This is a genomic window from Halobacillus dabanensis (assembly GCF_900114165.1).
Classification (GTDB): Bacteria; Bacillota; Bacilli; order Bacillales; family Halobacillaceae; genus Halobacillus; species Halobacillus dabanensis.
Genome location: NZ_FOSB01000010.1, coordinates 52,297 through 67,440 on the forward strand (window position 1 = coordinate 52,297; position 15,144 = coordinate 67,440).

Below are 15,144 nucleotides of genomic sequence, written 5' to 3' on the forward strand. Positions count from 1 at the left end.
ATGTGGAAACTAATCAATATTTAGAAGTTTTCATCGACGAAAGTAAAGAACACTTGCAAACAATTAATGATCATCTTTTAGTGCTTGAAAAAAACCCCCAGGATTTGACGATTGTGAATGAGATTTTCCGATCAGCCCATACCCTTAAAGGGATGTCTGCGACAATGGGGTACCAGGACTTATCCAATTTAACTCATAAGATGGAAAACGTATTGGATGCTGTCAGAAACGAACAAGTGAAAGTAGACGGAGAGATGCTGGATGTCGTGTTTGATTCTGTTGACGACTTAGAAGCGATGGTCATTGATATATCGGAAGGAGGATCAGGAGAAAGGAATGTAGAAAGGGTCGTCCAGCTGCTTCAGACCATTGAAAATGGAGAAGCACTTTCATCTATTGCCCCTCCTGACGATGGTAAAACTTCAGAAGGAACACCTGTTCAAATCCAGTTGGATGAATTCACATCTTCTATCCTTGCACAATCTAGTGAACTCGGCAAAAACAATCTACATATTAAAGTTACATTGAGAGAAGATTGTCTCTTGAGAGCAGCTCGTGTTTATATGGTATTTGAAATTTTGGAACAAGCCGGTGAGGTGGTTCAAGCGCAGCCGCCGGTAGACCAATTAGAGAATGAGGAGTTCGAAAGCACCTTTCATGTTCTGTTAGTGACAGATGAGTCTAGCGAGGAGCTGGAAAATAAAATCAACAAAGTTTCAGAGATAGAGAGCGTCGTCGCCGCTCCATATGAAATGGGAGAACCCCAAAAGCAGGAAAAAAACCAAGTGAATGATGAACCCGTCGCCCCTCAAAACGGAGAAACCAGGACGAAGAATCCGAACGAGGAAAAAGAAACCAAACAGGTGGGCAATAAAACCATCCGGATTAATATTGATCGGTTAGATGCTTTAATGAACCTTTTTGAAGAGTTGGTCATTGATCGAGGACGTTTGGAGCAGATATCGGAGGATTTGCAGCATACCGAATTGAGAGAAACGGTGGAGAGGATGTCGAGAATTTCCGGAGATTTACAGAGCATCATTTTAAACATGCGCATGGTCCCTGTAGAGCAGGTCTTTAACAGATTTCCAAGAATGGTTCGTCAACTTTCGCGGGATTTGAATAAAAAAATCGACCTCCATGTCGTAGGGGCGGAGACGGAACTTGACCGGACAGTGATCGATGAGATTGGAGACCCTCTGGTTCACCTGATTCGTAATGCGCTGGATCATGGAATTGAAAGTCCCGAAGAACGAGAGGCGAAAGGAAAGCCAGCCACAGGTAAGTTGGAGCTGAAAGCATACCACAGCGGGAATCATGTATTTATAGAGATTTCCGATGACGGTGGAGGAATTAATCGCGATAAAGTGGTCCAAAAGGCGGTAGCAAATCAAGTCGTTACAGAAGAACAAGCAGCAACGATGACGGATTCTCAAGTCTATGACCTTATTATGGAAAGCGGTTTTTCTACAGCAGACTCTATTTCCGATGTATCTGGACGAGGTGTGGGGCTTGATGTCGTAAAAAATACGATTGAATCGCTCGGCGGGAACATAACTGTGGACTCCCAGCCAGGGCATGGAAGTATTTTTTCCATTCAATTGCCTCTGACATTGTCTATTATATCTGTGATGCTCGTAGAGGTGCAGAAGGAAAAATACGCGATTCCTTTATCTTCAATCATCGAAACAGCAATCGTCAAGAAAGAAGATATCATGCATGCACATAACAAGAAAGTGATTGATTTCAGAGGGAAAGTCGTCCCGCTAGTATCCTTGATGGATGTCCTCGATGTACCGGAAGAATTGGAAGAAGAGGAATACTATTCTGTGGTCATCGTAAGAAAAGGGGATAAGATGGCAGCTCTAATTGTCAATTCCTTTATTGGACAACAAGAAGTCGTATTGAAATCCCTGGGCGATTATCTCTCTGGGGCGTTTGCCATCTCCGGAGCGACAATTCTTGGTGATGGGCAAGTTGCTTTAATACTAGACAGTAATGCACTGATCAAATAATGGGAGGGGTAAAGTTGGGAGAAGAAATGAAGCAATTGAAAGTCATTGTTTTCCAAATTAAAGATGAAGAATATACAGTACCGGTAGAACTGGTAGGTTCCATTGAACGGATGATGCCGATCACCCGTGTTCCAGGCACGAAAACCTATGTGAAAGGTGTAATGAATTTGAGAGGTGTGGTAACGCCAGTCATTGATCTTCGCGAAAGATTTGGTATCGATGAAACTGAAACCACAGACCAAACAAGAATTATTACCGTTACGATTAATGAAATGAATGTGGGACTCATCGTTGATGCAGCAAACGATGTTTTGGATCTTGAAGAAGATAGTATTGAACCACCTCCGGAAGTAGTAGGAACAATGGAAGCGGAATATATCCAGGGGGTTGCTAAATTAGAGCAACGGTTATTCATCTTACTCAACCTGGAAAAAGTCCTTTCAAAAGAGGACGTCCATGAGTTGAAAAAAGTCTATGTGTGAGGAGAACAGTTTTCATGGAAACTTCGGCCCCGTACAGTTTGATGTATTAAAAGAGATCGGTAACATCGGGGCTGGGCATGCGGCGACATCATTATCGACGCTTTTGAATGAAAAAATTGAAATGCATGTCCCGGGTGTGGAGATTGTTGATTTTGACGAAGTGATGGAACTAGCGGGAGGTGCGGACAAAGAAGTCGTTAGTATTTATCAAAGAATTGGCGGGGATGCTCCAGGAAGTATGTTCTTTGTCCTTACCCCTCCACACGCGGATCGGTTTGTCCAACGGTTGACGGGTACGCCACAAGGAGAGACAGGAGCAGAGATTGACCCTGAAATGTCTATATCCGCTCTTCAGGAACTTGGGAATATATTGTCGGGTGCCTATTTAACGGCACTCAGTGATTTTACCAAACTGGATCTTTCACCAACCGTCCCTTTTTTAGCTCAGGATCTAGTTGGGGCTATATTGAGTGTGGGGTTGATCGAACTTTCGCAGGTCAGCGATCAAGCGATCGTTATTAAAACTTCTCTAATGGAAGGAGAAGGGGATCAGAAAGAGTTCATAGAAGGGCAGTTTTTCCTTTTCCCCGATCCTCTCTCCTATAAAAAGATATTTACTGCGATGGGAGTCCTTCATGGTGATTAAAACGAAGCAAGTCATCAGGGTAGGGATTGGAGATATGAATATCGCGAGTAGTCCCGATACGATCCGCACTTCAGGGCTTGGGTCATGTGTAGGTATCATTTTGTATGATGACGTGAAAAAAACGGCAGGGTTAGCACACATTATGCTACCGGATTCTACTCTGGCCAAAAAGCAAGGGATGAAAAGAGCGAAATATGCTGACACAGCTATTTATGATTTGGTCCATGCTTTAAAAGATATTGGAATTTCTACTTATCGCTTGAAAGCCAAAATAGCTGGTGGGGCACAAATGTTCCAATTGAGTTCGAGCAATGACATGATGCGTATTGGTCCGCGGAACATAGAGGCTGTAAAATCAATATTGTTATCCTTTCGTATACCAATTATGGCGGAGGATGTGGGGGGGACGACCGGCAGGACGATCGAATTCGATCCAGCCTCATGTGAACTGCATATTAGAAGCGTAAACAAAAGAGAAAAGGTGATTTAATGAAGGGGACAACCTTATGGAACCTTCTAGCAGCTGTGAGTGGTTTTGCTTTGGTTTTTTTATGAGTTTTCAGGTGACTACTTTTGAGACGACGATTATACGAAGTGCTATGGGATTCTTTGCATTTTTCTTTCTTACATTCTTTTTTCGATGGATATGGAGTTTTATTTATAAAGAACCAGGTGAAAAGGGTGGCGTCTTAGCAGAAGGAAAAGTCTCTTGTCCACATGCATCTGAAAATTCTGCTGATCCTGATATAGAAAAGACAACGGAAATGGTGCGCCATTTGCTAAAAGATGATGATTAATGGTTGATACGGGGAAATTTTGATGAAAAAGAAAAAGGACGGGGAGGATTGGAATGGCCGGCTGTTTATCTCCTGAAGAACAACATTGGTGGAACTTATGGACAAATGAACAAGATGGAGAAGCTGCGAATCAATTAGTACAGCAATATGACTATTTGGTAAGTTATCATGTGCAGAGGATTTCCGCACATCTCCCGAAAAGTGTAAGTAAAGATGATGTCAGGAGCTTAGGTATGCTTGGGCTCTATGATGCCTTGAAAAAATTCGACAGGACCAGGGATCTGAAGTTTGATACATATGCTTCCTTCCGAATCAGAGGTTCGATCATGGATGGTTTGCGGAAAGAGGATTGGCTTCCGAGATCGGTAAGGGATCGTGCGAAGAAGATTGAACAGATGACCGAAAAATTGGAGCAAAAACTTCAGCGACCTGTAACCTCTAAGGAAATTGCACTGGAACTCGGAATTTCTCCTGAAGAGGTAGAGGAAACAGTAAAAGATTCCCTTTTTTCTAACGTATTATCCATGGAAGAAAAGCCGAAGGACGGCAATGAGGAGCATAAAGAAGGAATCGGTTACTCTATTCCGGATGATCAAACTTACACACCCTCTGAGTCTATGATAAAAAAAGAGAATTATGCAGAATTAGCAAAAGAAATAGATCGTTTGAATGAAAAGGAGAAACTAGTCATCAGCCTCTTTTACCACGAAGAATTGACCCTTACAGAGATTGGGCAAGTTTTAGAATTGACCACCTCAAGGATTTCTCAAATTCATGCAAAAGCTATTTATAAACTTAAGACTTCCTTACACGAACTCATCACTGGGTAGGTGGAATTCTAGAGCCTTTAAAAAATATTTCTATTTCTCAAGATTGTATGGAAGCAGTAATGCAAATTCTATCAAGTGCGGAGATACTTTTGCTTCAAACTTGAAGATCCCTACATACAAAGCCGCTAATCGCATCCATGGCATTTACATGTAAAGGTTGCGGGAAGTATAACTCTCGAATCGACAAAGATTATTCTGGTGTTCTTGTGGTTCTGGAAGCCGGGGAAAAAATGGTGCGGCCAAACGAACCTCCGATCGTCAGAATGAATAATGGGGGAGAACCATGACTGTATTTTTATTAGTCGTCAGCTTTATCATCGATGGTGTCCTTATCTTAGCGTTATTCACCATGATGAATAAAGTTCGTCAAGCAGAAGAGTTAGAATTAAGACAGAAACAAGTGGCCTCTGAAATCGAAGATCTTTTCACCTCTTATCTTCTTGAGATTAAAGAAGAAAACAAACGTATGGAGGAATGGATCAGGAATCATAAAGAACTAATAGTGGAGAGGACAGAGACTGAAGAGCATGCCCAGTCAGGGGTGGAAGAGGAAAAAGTGGATGGGAAAAAACCGCTCCACGTTTCTTCCTCTTATTCGCCACCGCAACCTGAAATAGAGCAGCAGGAATATCGTCCATCCATTCATTCCAGGGTGCTTGAATTGAAAGAAAAGGGATATAGCTTTGAAGAAATCGCTAAAATGTTGGACAAAGGGAAGACGGAAATTGAACTCTTGTATAAATTCCACCAAAAAACTAGTGAAAAAACTTGAACGCTTCTATCTCTTATGGTATATTTACTGACGGTGTCAATACACACGCCTTTGGATTCTTAAGTGAGGTTGCTCTTTACACAAGAGTTCACTAGAGGAAATGAAAGAGGCGGAGGATACTAAAAAACCAAACAGGAGGAACTATTATGTCTGTAATTTCTATGAAACAGCTACTTGAAGCTGGTGTTCACTTTGGACACCAAACCCGTCGCTGGAACCCTAAGATGAAAAAATACATCTTCACGGAGCGTAACGGAATCTATATCATCGACCTGCAAAAAACAGTTAAAAAGGTTGACGAAGCATTCAACTATGTTAAAGAGGTCGCTGCTGATGGCGGTAACATCCTATTCGTAGGTACGAAAAAACAAGCACAAGATACAGTACGCGACGAAGCAACTCGTTGTGGCATGTATTATATCAACCAACGTTGGTTGGGTGGTACCCTAACGAACTTTGATACGATCCGTAAGCGTATCAATCGTCTGAAAGACATTGAGCGCATGGAAGAAGACGGTACTTTCGATGTACTTCCTAAAAAAGAAGTTGTCGATATGCTTAAAGAGAAAGATCGTCTTGTTAAATTCCTTGGCGGTATCAAAGAAATGAAGAGCCTGCCGGACGCAATGTTCGTAATCGATCCTCGTAAAGAGCGTATCGCTATTGCTGAAGCACACAAATTGAATATCCCAGTTGTAGGTATCGTTGATACAAACTGTGACCCAGATGAAATCGATTATGTCATCCCAGCTAACGATGATGCAATCCGTGCTGTCAAATTGTTAACTTCTAAGATGGCTGACGCTGTCCTTGAAGCTAAACAAGGGGAAGAAACAGAAACAACTGAAGAAACAGAAGCTGCAGTAGAAGCTGCTCAAGAGTAAGAATTGTCAAAAGGTGATAAGGGGGGTATACCTTTATCACCTTTTTTAAAGAATATCTCTGTGAAACGTTACTCCGATATAGAGAAGCATATGTTTTTCGTTGCTGTAAAAAGCGGACGAGATAGAAAGGCTTTTTTAATAAGAGAGTAATGTTACCAGTATATAAAGATTGTTTAATCTCATCCATAAACAGCTCAGTGCTTCTGGACAGGAATCGCTTAGCTATTCTTACTTGTACATTAATAAGGAGGCTTTAACAATGGCTGTAAACGCTAAAATGGTAAAAGAACTTCGTGAAAAAACGGGTGCTGGAATGATGGATTGTAAAAAAGCACTGACAGAAACTGATGGTGACATGGAAAAAGCGGTCGAATGGTTGCGTGAAAAAGGAATTTCGAAAGCAGCTAAGAAAGCTGACCGTATTGCTGCAGAAGGTTCTGCTGCAATTGAAGTTTCCGGAAACACAGCTGTGCTTTTCGAAGTGAACTGTGAGACAGACTTCGTTACTAAAAACGATCAATTCAAAGAATTGCTTAAAGACCTAGGTCAACACTTGCTTACGCAAAAGCCTGCAACGGTTGAAGAAGCACTAGAACAAAAGCTTCACGGTGACGGCGAAGTACTTAGCAGCTACATTACGGACCGTGTAGCAAAAATCGGTGAGAAAATCTCTCTACGCCGTTTTGTCATCAAGGAAAAAACGGATAATGACGCATTCGGTGCTTATCTTCACATGGGTGGTAACATTGGTGTATTGACTGTCCTTGAAGGTTCTACTGACGAATCTGCAGCTAAAGACGTAGCAATGCACGTAGCAGCAGTAAACCCTCGTTATGTATCCCGTGATGAAATTCCACAGGAAGAAGCAGACAAAGAACGCGAAATGCTTAAGACTCAAGCGATGAATGAAGGAAAGCCTGAAAACATCGTTGAAAAAATGGTAGAAGGTCGCTTGAACAAGTTCTTTGAAGAAATTTGCTTACTTGACCAAAGCTTCGTTAAAGACCCAGACCAAAAAGTCAAGCAATTCGTCGGATCTACTGGTGGTCAAATCACTGAATTCCATCGTTTTGAAGTTGGCGAAGGTATGGAAAAACGCGAAGAAAACTTTGCGGATGAAGTAATGAACCAAGTTAAAAAATAATGATTGTGAAGAATAGGGGACACTGCCGGTGTTCCCTATTTTCAAACATGCTACATAGTTGAGCCTATGAGCAGGTGAAAATAAAGGAAATTAGCTAAAACACGGGAGGTTACTATGACTACTGCTCGCTATCGTAGAATCGTATTGAAACTAAGTGGAGAGGCTTTAAGTGGAGAAGCAGGGTTCGGATTGGAACCTAGCATCATCAAATCAGTCTCCCGTCAGGTCAAAGAGGTGGCCGAATTGGGTGTTGAGGTCGCTGTCGTCGTCGGAGGCGGCAATATCTGGCGTGGTAAGGTCGGTGCCGAAATGGGTATGGATCGTGCAAACGCTGATTATATGGGAATGCTTGCAACCGTAATGAACTCCCTGGCCCTTCAGGACAGTCTAGAGAACTTAGGGATTCCGACCCGTGTCCAAACCTCGATTGAAATGAGACAAGTTGCGGAACCTTATATCCGCAGAAAAGCGATCCGCCATTTAGAGAAGAAAAGGGTCGTCATTTTCGCTGCAGGAACAGGTAACCCTTACTTTTCAACTGACACTACTGCCGCATTAAGAGCTGCTGAGGTCGAAGCTGATGTCATCCTCATGGCTAAGAACAATGTGGATGGTGTATATAATGATGATCCGAAAGTTAATCGTGAGGCTGTAAAGTATGACCAGCTATCTTATATGGATGTTCTGAACGAAGGTCTCGGGGTCATGGATTCAACAGCTTCATCATTATGTATGGACAACGATATCGATTTATTGGTATTCTCTATTACAGAAGACGGAAATATTAAAAAAGCCGTGATGGGCGAAAATATCGGAACAATTGTAAAGGGGAAATAATCATGTCTAATGCTGTAATTAATGAAACGAAACAACAAATGGAACAAGCTACCCAAGCATTTTCACGTCAACTTGCAACGGTACGTGCAGGTCGCGCAAATCCTTCTATTTTGGATAACGTGTATGTCGATTATTATGGTGCTGCAACACCATTGAATCAATTAGCACAAGTGTCTGCACCAGAGCCACGCCTACTCGTCATTACACCGTATGACAAGAGCGCTATTGCTGAAATTGAAAAAGCGATTCAGAAAGCTGACCTAGGCCTGTCCCCATCCAGTGATGGTAACGTTGTGCGGATCAATATTCCTGCGTTGACAGAAGAGCGTCGTAAAGACCTTGCTAAAGTCGTTGGCAAATATGCCGAAGAAGCGAAAGTACAAGTGCGTAACATCCGCCGTGACTCTAACGACCGTCTGAAGAAGATGGAGAAAGATGGCGAGCTTACAGAAGACGACCTTCGTTCTTATCAGGATGATGTCCAAAAAGTCACCGACCAGAATGTCGAAAAAATCGACCAGCTGGCGAAGACAAAAGAAGAAGAAATCATGGAAGTCTGACTTTTTTAATATATGCCTTAAGGTGTATCAAGCCGCGCTGTTGATGTTTGGCAGCGCGGTTTTAATTTTGTACACTATTATTAGAGGTCCCGGCATATGATTTCAATTTAGTATATAATAGAAAGATGGAACAATCGGACTGGAGGATTGAAGATGCCTATCAAGTTTCCATTCACAAGGAATAAGAAACAACCACAAACCCAGCCATCAGACCTTGCAGACAGTCACCTCCCCCAACATGTCGCTATTATTATGGACGGAAATGGTCGCTGGGCAAAAGATAGAGGGATGCCTCGAATCGCTGGTCATAAAGAAGGCATGAGTGTCGTTAAAAGAATGGTCCGGTATGCTTCGAATATCGGCATTAAAGTTCTCACTCTTTATGCTTTCTCCACAGAAAATTGGAAACGACCGAAGAATGAAGTGGATTTTTTGATGAAGCTACCTGTGGATTTTCTAAATACATATTTGCCTGAACTGATTGAGCGGAATGTCCAGGTTCGGACGATTGGAGACTTTGACGTATTGCCTGCCCATACGCAAAAAGCAGTCAAAGAAGCAATCGAAAAGACGGAGGATAATGATGGACTTATTCTCAACTTTGCACTGAATTATGGAAGTCGATATGAAATGGTGCACGCAGTCAAGCAAATTGCCTCCAAAGTGAAAGAGGGGGAAATCGAAACATCTGAAATTGATGAAGAATTATTTTCATCCCAGCTATACACTTGTGAATTAATTGAACCAGATTTACTCATAAGGACAAGTGGGGAACAAAGGCTGAGTAATTTCTTATTATGGCAGCTGGCTTACGCTGAGTTTTGGTTTACAGAAGTATATTGGCCAGACTTTGATGAAAGCCATTTTGAGAAAGCTCTATATGACTTTCAAAATCGTAAACGTCGTTTCGGCGGAGTATAAGGTGTGAAAATTTTTTATGAAACAAAGAACAATTACAGCAATTGTAGCAGCACTCATATTTATTCCCATCGTCATGCTCGGAGGCTGGCCGTTTAAGATATTCGTCTATTTGATTGCCAGTATTGCCTTGCTTGAGTTAGTAAGGATGAAAAAAATCGCACGCTATTCTGTAGCTGCAGGTTTAGGGCTTATACTGATGTGGGCATTAATGTTTCCGTATGAAGTTTTGGATGCATCGATCACCTCAGGAGATTTGATTACGAAGTCCGAAATCACATTACTTGCTGTACTAATCTTGCTCAGTTATACCGTTCTCGTTAAGAACCGCTTTACTTTCGACGATGCCGGTTTTCTTTTATTGTCTGCTATATACATTGGTATGGGATTCAATTATTTGATGGAAACACGTGCGGAAGGGTTAGAATATATCTTTTTTGCTCTGTTTATCGTTTGGGCGACAGATACGGGAGCCTATTTGTTTGGCAGAGCATTAGGTAAGCGGAAGCTCTGGCCCCAGATCAGCCCTAAGAAAACGATAGAAGGATCGGTAGGAGGGGTCATTCTTGCTTGTGTGGTCGCATTTATCTTCCAGATGGTCCACCCACTCGATCATTCCCTTATCATCGTTCTTCTAGTTACGGTACTTGTTTCTATTGCAGGCCAAATCGGTGATCTTGTTGAATCGGCCTTTAAGCGCCATTATGCGGTTAAGGATTCGGGAAAGATTTTACCCGGTCACGGAGGTGTACTTGATCGGTTTGACAGCTTGATATTCATATTACCGATTCTCCATCTGATTAACTTTATAGCCTAAAACGAAGGGGAAGTTCTTAATGAAGCGAGTATCATTGTTAGGTGCGACGGGATCTATCGGCATTCAAACGTTAGATGTCATCCGCTTGCATAAGGATAAATTCTCTCTCTATGCGATGGCATTTGGGAAAAACGTAAGCAAGGCATTACCGCTCATCCATGAATTCAACCCGGTGATTATTGTGGTCCAGGATGAAGAAGCAAAGAGAGAGTTACAGAAAGAAATTGATCACAAACAAATTCTATGTGGTGGAGAAGGTTTAATTGAGGCAAGTGTCGCCGACCCTGTAGATGTAGTTGTGAATGCTGTTATGGGCAGTGTCGGGTTGCCTGCAACATTGAAAGCTATTGAAGCGAAAAAGCAGATAGCGATCGCTAACAAAGAGACATTGGTAACCGCCGGACATCTGGTCATGGAAGAAGCGAAGAAACATCAAGTGGATCTTCTTCCTGTCGATAGTGAGCATTCGGCTATCTTTCAATCGTTAAATGGAGAAAACAAGAAGGATATCCATAAATTGATCATCACTGCTTCAGGTGGCAGTTTCCGTGATCAAAGCAGGGAAGAGCTTGTCGGAGTCACGGTAGAAGATGCACTTAACCACCCTAATTGGAGCATGGGGGCAAAGATTACTATTGATTCTGCTTCCATGATGAATAAAGGGCTTGAGGTTATTGAAGCTCATTGGCTTTTTGATGTACCTTATGAGCAGATTCATGTTATTCTTCATAGAGAAAGTGTCATCCATTCCATGGTGGAATACGTGGATCGGAACGTGATTGCCCAATTGGGCACCCCTGATATGAAAGTGCCGATTCAATATGCACTGACATATCCAGAGAGAAAAGATTTGCCGATCACCCAGCACTTGGAACTAGAAAAAATAGCAACATTGAATTTTGAAAAAATGGACATGAACCGCTTCCCTTGTCTACGGATGGCATTTGAGGCCGGTAGAGCAGGTGGATCGATGCCAACAGTCTTGAATGCTGCAAACGAAGAGGCTGTCCAATTGTTTTTGGAAGGGAAAATTTCTTTTCTTGATATAGAAAAACACATTGAACAGGCATTAGAAATGCACAACAGGATTCATAAGCCGGACTTGTCTACCATAATTTCTATTGATGAGGAAACGAGGAGAAACGTCCGGTTTCATTCATCATAATTAAAGGTTCTGTTAAATGGAAATGTTGATGGAAATAGGAAAGACGACCTTTCGCTATACTTCTGTGGAAGTAAGTACAGGCCCTTCCTTCCCATTTATTTCAACAGCAACAAATAACAGATCAAATTAAAGGAAGGTGCTTCATTTGACTACAGTGATTGCATTTATACTTATGTTCGGACTCCTTGTTTTCGTTCATGAGTGGGGGCATCTCATTTTTGCTAAGCGGGCGGGCATGCTCGCAAGAGAATTTGCGATCGGGTTCGGGCCTAAAATATTCGCTTTTACAAGGAATGAGACGTTATACACGATTCGCCTTTTACCTATAGGCGGGTATGTTAGAGTCGCCGGGGAAGATCCGGAAATTATTGAACTGAAAGCTGGACACCACATAGCTCTCGAATTCAATAATGACGGTAAGGTTAGTCATATCATCGTCAATAATAAAGAAAAACACCCTCATGCGCGTGTCATTGAAGTCGAGCGGGCTGATTTGGATCACCGGCTCGTCATCGAAGGTTATGAATTAGATGAAGATGAAAAACTATTTTTCGAAGTAGACCCTAAAGCTATGTTCGTTATGGATGAAAAAGAAACACAGATCGCTCCCTTTAACCGTCAGTTTGCATCTAAAACTGTACCACAACGGGCGATGCAGTTGTTTGCAGGTCCTTTAATGAACTTTGTGTTAGCAATCGTTCTGTTTATGATTTTAGGATTTATTCAAGGTGTTCCTTCTAATGAAGCGAAATTAGGAGAAATTCAAGAAAATTCACCTGCTTCACAGGCTGGACTTCAAGCGGGAGATGAAGTGGTGGCCGTAGATGGAGAGTCTGTTAGTACATGGGAAGAGTTTACGACGATCATTCGAGCTCATCCAGATGAAGAAGTGACTTTGACAGTGGATAGATCCGGGACCACGGAGCAACTTGATGTCACGCCTGCCGCCATTGAAGATCGAGATGTAACGATTGGTCAAGTCGGTGTAGCTCGTGCATTTGAAGAATCGTTCGCAAAGAAAGTCACATTTGGGTTCACTCAAACCTATGATTGGTCAGCGCTTATCCTGACCAACCTGGGTAAATTGGTGACAGGTCAATTCTCCCTTGATATGTTATCAGGCCCTGTAGGAATTTATGATGCAACTGACCAAGTGGTTCGAACTGGATTTACAAATTTCGTAATGTGGACAGCTATATTGAGTATCAACCTTGGAATCGTAAACCTATTGCCGCTTCCAGCTCTTGATGGTGGCCGACTTCTATTCGTAGGTCTCGAAGGAGTAAGAGGCAAGCCGATTGACCCGCAAAAAGAAGGAATTGTCCATTTTATCGGGTTTGCCTTACTAATGTTGTTGATGCTTGTGGTCACTTGGAATGATATCCAACGTTTATTCTTGTAATTTATAGCTGGAAGTCCTGAGGTTATCGGTATTTCTGGACTTCTGGCTTCTTTAATTAATTGGATGGTTTAATGGTTGCAAGAGAAGCAGCAGCTGCCTCTTGCAAAATAGGTGTCAACTATGAATGATTAAAATAGAATTGAGGTGCACGTTTTGAAACAAAGTCATATGTTAATTCCAACCCTAAAAGAAAACCCAACGGATGCAGAAATTAAGAGCCATCAACTCCTCGTTCGTGCTGGTTACATACGTCAGATTGCATCTGGTATTTACAGTTTCTTGCCGATCGGCCGCCGTGTACTGAGTAAAGTCGAGAGTATTGTAAGGGAAGAAATGGAGAAAATCGGTGCTCACGAAATGGCTATGCCTGCTTTAGAACCTTCGGAACTATGGAAGGAAACCGGCCGTTGGACAACTTTCGGATCAGAACTAATGCGTTTGAATGACCGTCACAACCGGGAGTTCGCACTTGGAGCCACTCATGAAGAAGTGATTACAAGTCTTGTTCGTAATGAAGTGAAGAGCTACAAACAATTGCCTTTGACTGTTTTTCAAATTCAAAATAAATTCCGTGATGAAGCTCGTCCTCGTTTTGGACTGCTGAGAGGTCGTGAGTTCCTCATGAAGGATGCTTATTCTTTCAACGAATCTTATGAAAGCCTTGATGATACTTACCAGAAAATGTTTGAAGCATATTCTAACGTTTTCCGCCGCTGTGGATTGAATTTCCGTGCCGTTATTGCAGATTCCGGAGCGATGGGTGGTAAAGATACCCATGAATTTATGGTTCTTTCTGAAGTGGGGGAAGACGTGATTGCTTATTCAGATACTTCCCGTTATGCAGCGAACATTGAAATGGCACCTGTCGTAGCGACTTATGAAAAAGATACGTCTACTCCAAAAACGATGAATAAAGTAGAAACACCAGGAAGAAAAACCATGCAAGAAGTGGCTGATTTCCTAGAGCATGACTTACAGGAAGGCATAAAGTCGATCCTATTCCAAGTAGACGAGCGGTTTGTTTTAGCATTGACACGTGGAGACCACGAAGTGAATGATGTAAAACTGAAAAACCTCTATGATGCCGATATGGTAGAGTTGGCGACAGAAGAAGACACCAAACGACTGCTGGGTTGCGGTTTTGGGTCTCTTGGACCTGTTAATGTACCTGAAGAAGTCGAAGTTGTTGCCGATCATGCAGTGGCTTCTATGGTTAATGTGTCCTGTGGAGCGAACGAAGAAGGCTATCATTTTATAAATGCTACACCTGAGGGCGATTTTAAAGTAGATCAATATGCAGACCTGCGATTCATTCAGGAAGGTGATCCTTCCCCAGATGGTGAAGGTACCATTCAGTTTGCACGCGGAATCGAAGTCGGTCACGTCTTCAAGCTGGGAGAATTCTACTCCGAGCGTATGAATGCTACGTTTTTGAATGACCAGGGAAAAGCGAAAACAATGGTCATGGGATCTTATGGTATAGGGGTTTCCCGAACGCTTGCCGCTATTGTAGAACAGTACCATGACGATCGCGGAATTACATGGCCTAAAGATATTGCCCCATATCAAGTGCACTTACTCTCTATGAACCCTAAAAAAGAAGAGCAGAAAGAATTGGCAGATCAACTATACAATTCTCTTCTTGAAGCTGGTATCGATGTCCTTTATGATGATCGTAAAGAGCGTGCAGGAGTCAAATTCGCCGACAGTGATTTATTCGGTATCCCTTTACGTATCACTGTAGGGAAGCGTGCCTCTGAAGGGGTTGTAGAAGTGAAGGAACGTGCTACGAATGATCAGTCGGAATTAGAAACCTCAGAAATTATTGATTTTGTGAAGAACTGGTATAAAGCCTAATACTTGTAGGAATATATA

The 15,144-nt window shown here is 42.3% G+C and carries 17 protein-coding genes; all 17 read left to right on the forward strand.

The window, feature by feature from the left end; genetic code table 11:
- The first annotated feature begins 2 nt into the window (after window positions 1-2).
- The 17 genes from BMZ58_RS15950 to BMZ58_RS16025 all read left to right on the forward strand — a co-directional run bounded on the left by BMZ58_RS15950 (window position 3) and on the right by BMZ58_RS16025 (window position 15,126).
- Complete coding sequence (locus BMZ58_RS15950) at window positions 3-2,015, forward strand: chemotaxis protein CheA (RefSeq protein WP_075037561.1); 2,013 nt, start codon at window positions 3-5, stop codon at window positions 2,013-2,015.
- 26 nt (window positions 2,016-2,041) lie between these two features.
- The gene (locus BMZ58_RS15955) at window positions 2,042-2,497 is read left to right on the forward strand and encodes a chemotaxis protein CheW (RefSeq protein WP_075037646.1); all 456 of its coding nucleotides are present in this window, start codon (window positions 2,042-2,044) and stop codon (window positions 2,495-2,497) included.
- A complete protein-coding gene (locus tag BMZ58_RS15960; protein ID WP_075037562.1) occupies window positions 2,490-3,143 on the forward strand; it encodes a chemotaxis protein CheC in 654 nt (217 codons plus the stop codon). Before BMZ58_RS15955 ends, BMZ58_RS15960 begins: the two co-directional genes overlap by 8 nt.
- On the forward strand, window positions 3,136-3,633 hold the full coding sequence (locus BMZ58_RS15965) for a chemotaxis protein CheD (RefSeq protein ID WP_425268666.1): 498 nt from the start codon (window positions 3,136-3,138) through the stop codon (window positions 3,631-3,633). The genes BMZ58_RS15960 and BMZ58_RS15965 overlap by 8 nt, the downstream gene beginning before the upstream one ends.
- A gap of 16 nt (window positions 3,634-3,649) precedes the next feature.
- Window positions 3,650-3,940 carry a hypothetical protein gene (locus BMZ58_RS15970; protein WP_075037564.1) on the forward strand — a complete coding sequence of 97 codons (291 nt, stop codon included), beginning with the start codon at window positions 3,650-3,652 and terminating at the stop codon, window positions 3,938-3,940.
- A 53-nt stretch (window positions 3,941-3,993) separates the two neighbouring features.
- Window positions 3,994-4,770, forward strand: coding sequence for a FliA/WhiG family RNA polymerase sigma factor (locus tag BMZ58_RS15975; RefSeq protein ID WP_075037565.1), 777 nt, complete (start codon window positions 3,994-3,996; stop codon window positions 4,768-4,770).
- A gap of 137 nt (window positions 4,771-4,907) precedes the next feature.
- Window positions 4,908-5,057, forward strand: a complete 150-nt coding sequence (locus tag BMZ58_RS21210; RefSeq protein ID WP_167360099.1) for a hypothetical protein — start codon at window positions 4,908-4,910, stop codon at window positions 5,055-5,057.
- Window positions 5,054-5,542 (forward strand): DUF6115 domain-containing protein, encoded by a 489-nt coding sequence (locus tag BMZ58_RS15980; protein ID WP_075037566.1) that lies wholly within the window; start codon window positions 5,054-5,056, stop codon window positions 5,540-5,542. The genes BMZ58_RS21210 and BMZ58_RS15980 overlap by 4 nt, the downstream gene beginning before the upstream one ends.
- Before the next feature lie 146 nt (window positions 5,543-5,688).
- A complete protein-coding gene (gene rpsB / locus BMZ58_RS15985; RefSeq protein ID WP_075037567.1) occupies window positions 5,689-6,426 on the forward strand; it encodes a 30S ribosomal protein S2 in 738 nt (245 codons plus the stop codon).
- A 259-nt stretch (window positions 6,427-6,685) separates the two neighbouring features.
- On the forward strand, window positions 6,686-7,570 hold the full coding sequence (tsf, locus tag BMZ58_RS15990; RefSeq protein WP_075037568.1) for a translation elongation factor Ts: 885 nt from the start codon (window positions 6,686-6,688) through the stop codon (window positions 7,568-7,570).
- 114 nt (window positions 7,571-7,684) lie between these two features.
- Window positions 7,685-8,407, forward strand: a complete 723-nt coding sequence (gene pyrH / locus BMZ58_RS15995; protein ID WP_075037569.1) for a UMP kinase — start codon at window positions 7,685-7,687, stop codon at window positions 8,405-8,407.
- A 2-nt stretch (window positions 8,408-8,409) separates the two neighbouring features.
- Window positions 8,410-8,967 (forward strand): ribosome recycling factor, encoded by a 558-nt coding sequence (frr, locus tag BMZ58_RS16000; protein ID WP_075037570.1) that lies wholly within the window; start codon window positions 8,410-8,412, stop codon window positions 8,965-8,967.
- Window positions 8,968-9,120: 153 nt separating this feature from the next.
- Entirely contained in the window at window positions 9,121-9,888 is a 768-nt protein-coding gene (locus tag BMZ58_RS16005) for an isoprenyl transferase (RefSeq protein WP_075037571.1), read from the forward strand.
- A gap of 16 nt (window positions 9,889-9,904) precedes the next feature.
- Window positions 9,905-10,702 carry a phosphatidate cytidylyltransferase gene (locus BMZ58_RS16010; RefSeq protein ID WP_075037572.1) on the forward strand — a complete coding sequence of 266 codons (798 nt, stop codon included), beginning with the start codon at window positions 9,905-9,907 and terminating at the stop codon, window positions 10,700-10,702.
- A 19-nt stretch (window positions 10,703-10,721) separates the two neighbouring features.
- Window positions 10,722-11,867, forward strand: coding sequence for a 1-deoxy-D-xylulose-5-phosphate reductoisomerase (gene dxr / locus BMZ58_RS16015; RefSeq protein WP_075037573.1), 1,146 nt, complete (start codon window positions 10,722-10,724; stop codon window positions 11,865-11,867).
- Between the two features lie 145 nt (window positions 11,868-12,012).
- Window positions 12,013-13,269, forward strand: coding sequence for an RIP metalloprotease RseP (gene rseP, locus BMZ58_RS16020; RefSeq protein ID WP_075037574.1), 1,257 nt, complete (start codon window positions 12,013-12,015; stop codon window positions 13,267-13,269).
- Window positions 13,270-13,422: 153 nt separating this feature from the next.
- Window positions 13,423-15,126, forward strand: coding sequence for a proline--tRNA ligase (locus BMZ58_RS16025; RefSeq protein WP_075037575.1), 1,704 nt, complete (start codon window positions 13,423-13,425; stop codon window positions 15,124-15,126).
- The last annotated feature ends 18 nt before the right edge of the window (window positions 15,127-15,144 follow it).

Coding starts and splice junctions, on each gene's coding strand:
- BMZ58_RS15955 (WP_075037646.1), top strand. CDS start 2,042: ATGAAGCAATTGAAAGTCATTGTTTTCCAAATTAAAGATGAAGAATAT.
- BMZ58_RS15960 (WP_075037562.1), top strand. CDS start 2,490: ATGTGTGAGGAGAACAGTTTTCATGGAAACTTCGGCCCCGTACAGTTT.
- BMZ58_RS15970 (WP_075037564.1), top strand. CDS start 3,650: ATGGAACCTTCTAGCAGCTGTGAGTGGTTTTGCTTTGGTTTTTTTATG.
- BMZ58_RS15975 (WP_075037565.1), top strand. CDS start 3,994: ATGGCCGGCTGTTTATCTCCTGAAGAACAACATTGGTGGAACTTATGG.
- BMZ58_RS21210 (WP_167360099.1), top strand. CDS start 4,908: ATGGCATTTACATGTAAAGGTTGCGGGAAGTATAACTCTCGAATCGAC.
- BMZ58_RS15980 (WP_075037566.1), top strand. CDS start 5,054: ATGACTGTATTTTTATTAGTCGTCAGCTTTATCATCGATGGTGTCCTT.
- rpsB (WP_075037567.1), top strand. CDS start 5,689: ATGTCTGTAATTTCTATGAAACAGCTACTTGAAGCTGGTGTTCACTTT.
- tsf (WP_075037568.1), top strand. CDS start 6,686: ATGGCTGTAAACGCTAAAATGGTAAAAGAACTTCGTGAAAAAACGGGT.
- pyrH (WP_075037569.1), top strand. CDS start 7,685: ATGACTACTGCTCGCTATCGTAGAATCGTATTGAAACTAAGTGGAGAG.
- frr (WP_075037570.1), top strand. CDS start 8,410: ATGTCTAATGCTGTAATTAATGAAACGAAACAACAAATGGAACAAGCT.
- BMZ58_RS16005 (WP_075037571.1), top strand. CDS start 9,121: ATGCCTATCAAGTTTCCATTCACAAGGAATAAGAAACAACCACAAACC.
- BMZ58_RS16010 (WP_075037572.1), top strand. CDS start 9,905: ATGAAACAAAGAACAATTACAGCAATTGTAGCAGCACTCATATTTATT.
- dxr (WP_075037573.1), top strand. CDS start 10,722: ATGAAGCGAGTATCATTGTTAGGTGCGACGGGATCTATCGGCATTCAA.